The sequence below is a fragment of the Streptomyces durbertensis genome (assembly GCF_014156695.1).
GTDB lineage: Bacteria > Actinomycetota > Actinomycetes > Streptomycetales > Streptomycetaceae > Streptomyces > Streptomyces durbertensis.
On record NZ_WMLF01000310.1, the window covers coordinates 1 to 6,439 of the forward strand.

Below are 6,439 nucleotides of genomic sequence, written 5' to 3' on the forward strand. Positions count from 1 at the left end.
GGTGCCTGCGCCGCACCCCGCGTACCGGGGGGCGCGGGCGTCAGACGCCAGCGGCCGGGGTGGGGTCGCAGGAGCGGAGTGCGGTGACGTAGTTGGACTGGGTGCCGTAGCCGGAGAAGGTCGCCCATTCGCCGGGCTGGATGACGCGGCACGGGGCGTCCTGGCCGTTGGTGTACTCGACCGTGACGGCGACGGTGGCGTCACAGCTGTTGGAGACGTGCGTGTAGCGCCAACTCGAGTGGTACTGCACGCACTCCGGGGGCGCGGGCTCGGTGGTCGCCGCTGCGGCGGACGGGGTGGCCGTCAGCGCCATCAGGAGGCCAGCCGCGGTGGTGGCGGTGAGGGCGACCGGGCGCGATATGCGCGACATGAGGTTGCTCATGACGGGGATCCTCCGGGGCCTGGGGTTCTTGCGCAAGTGCTTGCAATAGTTTTCAGCCAGGCGGGCGGCGAGTTGGGTGATTGCCGATTAAACAGGGGGTTCCAAGTGTGAAAACTCTTGCAAGTGTGCAGCCGTTCAAGGGGCGGCCAGGTGGTGGAGGACGGTGTGGGTGGCGCGTTGCACCGCCTCGCGGGCGGGGGCGGTGTGGTCGACCGTCTCGAAGCCGTGGGGGGCGTTCGGGAGGTCGATGAGGTCCACGGTGGCGCCGCTCGGTTCGGCGGCGGCGAGGAACTCCGCCACCGTCGCGGCGATCTGCGGCATCTCCCGTCCGACGCGGGTGAGCACAACCGGAGGGATCGCGCCGCGCGCGGCGCGCACAGCGGCGGCGGGGTGGAAGCGGGAGTCGGAGAGTCCCCAGTTGGGGAGCGGGGCCAGGATCGGGTAGGTCAGCGCGACGCACCGCAGCCACGGCGGGGGCGCGGCGAGCCAGTCGGCGGCCAGCAGGCCGCCGCCGGAGAAGAACCAGAGCGCGACGCGGTCGGCGGCGACACGCGGGTCGGCCCGGAGCCGGTCGACCGCCTCCGCGACGTCATCCGCCGCCGTTCCGTACGCGCCGAGGTCGTGGAGCCGGTGGTGCACGGTCGCGCCGATGACACCGAGGTCCGCCACGTACTGGCCGTATCCGAGGAAGGTCGGCCAGTCCAGCGGTGAGGGCCGTACGTCGGGTGGCAGCGGGCCGCCGTGGACGAAGAGGATCGCGGGCGCGGGGTCGCCGCCGTCGGGGAGGTGCAGTTCGAGGCGGTAGGTCCGCTCGCGGGGGCGCGGCGGCTCGGGCGCGTCGAGGAGGAACGGCCGTAGGTGGGCGGGCGGTTCCTGGGGCGGCGGCCCGTCCGTCGAGCTGCCGCCGCGCAGACGGTGTCCTTCGCCGGCCGCCGCCTTCAGCAGTACCTCGGTGAGTTCGGCGGGGGTGGACAGCATCGGCCAGTGTCCGGTGTCGAGTTCGAAGAAGGTGAAACGGGGCTCGGTGAGCGGGCGTAGACGCGGGTCGCCCAGCTCGACCAGGTGCTCCAGCAGGGCGATTCCGTTGCCGTTCGCGGTGCACAGGACGCCGGTGCTGGGGAGCAGGTGGACGGCGCCGGTGAGGCGGAGCGGTTGCGTCAGGGTCCGTACGGGCTGCGGGGCGGCGAGCCGCGACAGGCGGTCGAGATCCTGAGGGGTGAGGCCGTCGGTGCTTCCGTGGCGGGCCCAGCCGCCGTCGGCAGCCCCGTCCGCACCGGGAGGGGGCGGGTGCGCGTCGTCGGTGGGCTCCGCCGTGAGCCGTCCTCTCAGGGCCTGGTCGGCGAGGAGTGCGAGGGCGGGGTCGCCGTCCTGGGGCAGGCCGGCGTCGAGGTGGACGACACGCAGGCGCGGCCGGTCGTTCGCCCGCCGGTCGGCGGCGCCGAGCACCGGGGCGATGCCGTAGCCGTGTCCGACGAGAACGGTGTCGGTGTCCGCGTCGATCCCGTCGACGACGCGGAGGATTTCACCGATGTGGGCCTCCAGGTCGGCGTCGCCGCCGGGCAGCGTCACGGGGTGCGCCCCGGCGCCGGCCGCCCGTAGCCGGCCGGCGAGGTCCCGCCAGATCCAGCCGCCGGTGAACAGGCCCGGTACCAGCACAAACGCGGTCTTCACAGCCATCACAGTCCCTCCTCGATCCGCGAACGGGTGGGTACCGTAGGAACTCCCCCTGAGGGAGGTTCAACCCATGCCGGAGCCCGACGACTTGTGGAGCATCGGGGAGCTGGCCGCCCGCGCGGGCGTCACCGTCAAGACGGTCCGCTTCTACTCGGACCGGGGCCTGCTGCCGGAGGCCGGACGCAGCGCCGGGGGCCACCGCCGCTACGGACGCGCATCCCTGGACCGGCTCCGGCTCATCCGCGCGTTGCGGGGACTGGACCTCCCGGTCCCGGAGGTGGCGCGCCTGGTCGACGGCGACGGCGACGGCGGCGGTACGGCCCTGGGGGACGACGCCGTCGTACGGGACGTCGTCGCGGCGCGGTTGGCGGACCTCGGGTCGCGGATGGCCGCGTTGCGCTGGCGTGGGGCCGCGCTGCGGCTGCTCCAGGACTGTACGGCGGAGGAGCGGGCCGAGCGGTTGGCGCTTATCGGCCGGGTGTCCACGCCGCCCGACACGGCGGCGCTGGCCTCCTTCTGGCGGCGGTGGCTGCCGCCGGGGCTGCCGCCCCGGGTGGTCGGCCTTGTGCTGGACCAGGCGGTTCCGGCGCTGCCGTCCGACCCCTCCCCGGAGTGGTTCCTGACGTTCGCCCGACTGCACGCCTTCACCTCCGCGCTCCGCCCGGCGAAGCGCGAGAGCCAGCCGACGGCGCATCGCCGCGAGAGCGGGCAACGCCCGGCCGTGCTGTACGAGGGGCTGACCGAGGCGTTCGTCCTGGTCTCCCCCGCCGTACGGGCGGGGGAGGGGCCGCGCCCGGGCGACGCGCTCGACCGCTTTGTGGCGGCGTACGCGGAGACGGCGAACACCCGCGACTCCACCTCGTTCCGCCGCGCGCTGAGCCGCCAACTCGCGGCTGAGCCCCGGCTGGACCACTACTGGGAGCTGGTCGCCCGGCTCTCCCCGCCCGGCACCGTGACGCCGGGCGCCGCCCACGACTGGCTGGCGCGGGCGCTCACCGCCCAGACGGCGCCGGGGGCGCCAACGCCCTGACCACGCCGTCGGCGTCACACCCGCCCGCCGGCGTCCTCGTCACCCGATGGGAGGCTCTATGGACGTGATCTCCCTGCGCCTTGCCCCGAACGTGTGAGACTCAGCCGACCGGGCCGGGTGGGCACGGCGGTTGAGAGGGGCGGCGGCGGATGCGCTGGCAGACGCATGGCGAGCGGCGGATCTACAGCGACCAGTGGGTCAACCTCTGCACGGTGGACGTGCAGCAGCCGGACGGGCTTCGCCTGGACTACAGCGTCGTACGGCTGCGGCACCTGGCCGTGGCCGCCGTGCTGAACGACCGGCGTGAGGTGCTGATGATGTGGCGCCACCGCTTCATCACGGACTGCTGGGCGTGGGAGCTGCCGATGGGCCTGGTGGAGGAGGACGAGACGCCCGCCGACGCCGCCGCGCGGGAGGCGCTGGAGGAGACGGGTTGGCGGCCGGGGCCGATGCGGCCACTGATCTACGCCGAGCCGGCCAACGGGATCACGGACTCCCAGCACCACGTCTTCCGCGCCGACGGCGCGACGTACGTGGGCCCGCCGACGGAGAAGAACGAGTCCGACCGGATCGAGTGGGTTCCGCTGGCCGACGTGCGGGGGATGATCGACCGCCGCGAGGTCGTCAGCAGCGGCTCCCTCGTCGGCCTGCTCTACCTCCTCCTGGACGAGCCGACCTCCTGACGCCGTTCCCGCACCGGAAATCCCGTTGCCGCCGGTGTCCCGCTCCGCGCACGCTCGCTCTGTGACCGCTGATGCCGAGAGGGACGTCCTGGCCGGCCATGTGCTGTGCCTGCCGGTGCCGCGCACGAGCTGGATGGACGCGGGGGTGGTGCCGACGCCCTTTGTCACGATCAGCGACTGTCTGGACGACACACCGCGCCCCGAGTTCTGGGCCTGGTACACGACCCGAGGGGCGGCCGAGCGTGCGCGCGTCGAGCGCTGCCCTGACGCCCGGCTGCTCGCGGTCGGTCTGCGGGTCGCCGACGCGTGCGAACTCGCCGACCACCTGCGGGAGTCAGGCGCCTACGAGCACGCGACCTGGAACGGCGAACCCACCCCGTACGGGGTGCTGGCCGCCGCCGAGCCGGTCCCGCCGGCAGGACGCGGCCTCGGCTTTGACGTCGTCGGCCTGGAGTGGGCGGTCTCGTCGATCCACTCGTGGCTGTGCCACAGCTACGAGACGGAGGTCCGGCACGAACTCGGCGTCCGCCTCAACAGCCTGGGCCTGCTGGAGACCCACGAGGACGCGAGTGCCGTCCTCGCCCACCTGGACGGCCAGCCGCCGGAGAACGCGCCGGAAGACGCGTTCTGGACGGTGGTGTCTCTCACCGAGTGGGAACCGGGCGCGTCCTGACCCGAGCCGGAGGGCGCGCCCCTCCCGTCGCCCGGTCGTCGAGCGACGGGACGGGAGGGGAGCGGGACGGGCTTAGGGGTCAGTTCATCGGGGCGCCCAGGAGGGCGGTGCCGGTGCGGAGGTAGTCGCTGGTGGGGAGGGAGCCGTCGGGCTTGCGGGGCCCCTCAGCGGTGCGGGCGTCGACGCTGCGCACCGGGGAGGAGCCGTTGTCGGTCGGGGGCGCGTCGGGGCCCCAGGAGTTGGCGGCTACGACCGCGCGGGAGCCGAGCTTGGCCGTGCCGCCGGCGTTGGCGAAGGAGAGGTTGCGGGAGAGCCGGGCCGGGGAGGTCGCGAAGTAGAAGCCGCTCTGGGCGTTGTTGTACGCGGTGTTGCGGTGGACGCGCATCGCGCCCTGGTTGCTGTTCTCGGTGAAGCCGTGCTTGGTGTTCTTCCAGGCGGCGTTGTCGGTGACGATGTGGGCGGTGTGGACGCCGCCGCCGCCGAGCTTGAAGCCGTTGCCGTTGCCCTCGAAGGCGGGGTCCTTCCAGCGGTTGACGCCGTTGCCGTAGGCCCAGCTGCGCTCGATGCGGATCGGGCTCTCCCACTTCCACAGGTCGAGGCCGTCGTCCGCGTTGTGGTAGAGCCGGGCGCCGACGACCCTGTTGCCCTCACCCGAGCCGAACTTGATGGCGAGGCCGTCGGCGTTCTGGCCGTGGTTCGCGGCGTCGTAGTTGTTCCACGAGTCGAGGTTCTCGATGAGGTTGTTCACGGTGCCGTGGCCTCTGAGAGTGAAGCCGGAGTCGCCGTTGCCGTGGGTGGTGAGGTTGCGGAAGACGCCGCCGACGGAGGAGGTGACCACTACGCCGTGGGCGGGGGAGTTGCGGAAGGTGAGGTTCGACAGCGTCCAGTGGTCGCCGGCTATCGCGGCGAGCCACTGACCGGACGGCAGCTTCGAGCCGTCGATCACGACCTTGTGCGTTCCGTGCGCGGTCACGGTGATGCGGCGCTCGGGCGTGCCGTCGGTCTGGCTCTTGAGGGACTTCGTCGGGTGGTACGTGCCGGCGCGCAGCTGGATGGTGGTGCCGGGGCGGACGGCGGCGAACGCCTTCTCCAGTTCCGCCGTCGTGGCGACGGTGACGGTGGTGGCCTCGGCGGCGTCGGCACCGTGGGGGGAGGCGACGAGGTAGACGCCTCCGGCGCCGACGGCCGTCGCGGTGACGAGGGCGACCGGCAGTGTCCGCCCGCGGCGGTGGCGTCCCTTGCTGTGGCTCATGTGCGCTGGTTCCGTCCTGTGGGGGTTGGATGTTGAAGGGTGAATCATTCACCACATCCGCACCACGCGCCGAACCGGTCTACACCAACTGGCCTGTACCAAGGCTGAGTTGGTTTGGAGGAAACCGACCACACCGGGCCGGAGCGGCTGTCGCCGGACGGCACCTCGGCGCCCCCGGCCGGTGTGCTGCAATCAGACATGGCCTCCACCGAGGACGGAACCATGCCGCCGTCGTCGTCCGACGGTGCCGACTGCCGGCTGCGGGCCGAGATCGAGCGGTTGCGCGCCGAGGCCGCCGACCGGATGCGGCTCGCGCAGCGCAGAGCGGACCTGTGGGTACGGGTGGACATCCTGCTGGGGCTGCCCGCCGCGTTCCTCGCGGGGGCGTCCGGCGCGGCCGGCCTGGCCACGCCCGACGCCCGGGTCCCCGCCGCGCTACTGGCCCTGCTCGCCGCGGGGTTGGCCGGCTGCGCCGGGAGCCTGCGGAGCGACACCAGGCGACGTGCCAACAAGCGCGCCCGACACGCCTGGGCGGCCGTCGAGGCCGGCGCGAGGGTGAGACTCAGCCAGCACCGCGTCGTCCCCGCCGACCTCGCCGAACTGCTGGACCGCCGCCAGGCGGCGCTCACCGCCTACGACGCCGAGCACCCGCCACCCGGCGGCAACCCGTCGTCCGGCTTCGCGCCGACACCACCGGGCTGAACGAGCGCCCCGCGCACCGCCCCGCGCGGTGCAGCCCCGCCCC

7 protein-coding genes are annotated in these 6,439 nt (G+C 73.3%); 4 read left to right on the forward strand and 3 right to left on the reverse strand.

All coding sequences use genetic code 11. From position 1 onward, the window contains the following. Positions 1-40: 40 nt before the first annotated feature. Complete coding sequence (locus GL263_RS18830) at positions 41-382, reverse strand: alpha-amylase inhibitor (protein ID WP_182856899.1); 342 nt, start codon at positions 380-382, stop codon at positions 41-43. A 135-nt stretch (positions 383-517) separates the two neighbouring features. Next, positions 518-2,059, reverse strand: a complete 1,542-nt coding sequence (locus GL263_RS18835; RefSeq protein WP_182856900.1) for an alpha/beta hydrolase family protein — start codon at positions 2,057-2,059, stop codon at positions 518-520. 67 nt (positions 2,060-2,126) lie between these two features. On the opposite strand from GL263_RS18835, the gene GL263_RS18840 reads away from it, so the two are divergent. The 3 genes from GL263_RS18840 to GL263_RS18850 all read left to right on the forward strand — a co-directional run bounded on the left by GL263_RS18840 (position 2,127) and on the right by GL263_RS18850 (position 4,442). Beyond that, positions 2,127-3,086 carry a MerR family transcriptional regulator gene (locus GL263_RS18840; RefSeq protein WP_182856901.1) on the forward strand — a complete coding sequence of 320 codons (960 nt, stop codon included), beginning with the start codon at positions 2,127-2,129 and terminating at the stop codon, positions 3,084-3,086. A gap of 149 nt (positions 3,087-3,235) precedes the next feature. Next, the gene (locus GL263_RS18845) at positions 3,236-3,769 is read left to right on the forward strand and encodes an NUDIX hydrolase (RefSeq protein WP_182856902.1); all 534 of its coding nucleotides are present in this window, start codon (positions 3,236-3,238) and stop codon (positions 3,767-3,769) included. Between the two features lie 61 nt (positions 3,770-3,830). Then, positions 3,831-4,442, forward strand: coding sequence for a hypothetical protein (locus GL263_RS18850; RefSeq protein WP_182856903.1), 612 nt, complete (start codon positions 3,831-3,833; stop codon positions 4,440-4,442). Positions 4,443-4,521: 79 nt separating this feature from the next. Here the strand turns inward: GL263_RS18850 and GL263_RS18855 are convergent, their stop codons facing one another. Continuing rightward, complete coding sequence (locus tag GL263_RS18855; RefSeq protein ID WP_182856904.1) at positions 4,522-5,694, reverse strand: right-handed parallel beta-helix repeat-containing protein; 1,173 nt, start codon at positions 5,692-5,694, stop codon at positions 4,522-4,524. Between the two features lie 114 nt (positions 5,695-5,808). Here GL263_RS18855 and GL263_RS18860 point away from each other — a divergent pair, with 114 nt between their 5' ends. Next, positions 5,809-6,396 (forward strand): hypothetical protein, encoded by a 588-nt coding sequence (locus GL263_RS18860; protein ID WP_228456639.1) that lies wholly within the window; start codon positions 5,809-5,811, stop codon positions 6,394-6,396. Positions 6,397-6,439: the final 43 nt, after the last annotated feature.

Excerpts from the sequence above, each read along its gene's own strand:
- GL263_RS18835 (WP_182856900.1), bottom strand. The coding sequence starts at position 2,059 with ATGGCTGTGAAGACCGCGTTTGTGCTGGTACCGGGCCTGTTCACCGGC.
- GL263_RS18855 (WP_182856904.1), bottom strand. The coding sequence starts at position 5,694 with ATGAGCCACAGCAAGGGACGCCACCGCCGCGGGCGGACACTGCCGGTC.
- GL263_RS18840 (WP_182856901.1), top strand. The coding sequence starts at position 2,127 with ATGCCGGAGCCCGACGACTTGTGGAGCATCGGGGAGCTGGCCGCCCGC.
- GL263_RS18830 (WP_182856899.1), bottom strand. The coding sequence starts at position 382 with ATGAGCAACCTCATGTCGCGCATATCGCGCCCGGTCGCCCTCACCGCC.
- GL263_RS18845 (WP_182856902.1), top strand. The coding sequence starts at position 3,236 with ATGCGCTGGCAGACGCATGGCGAGCGGCGGATCTACAGCGACCAGTGG.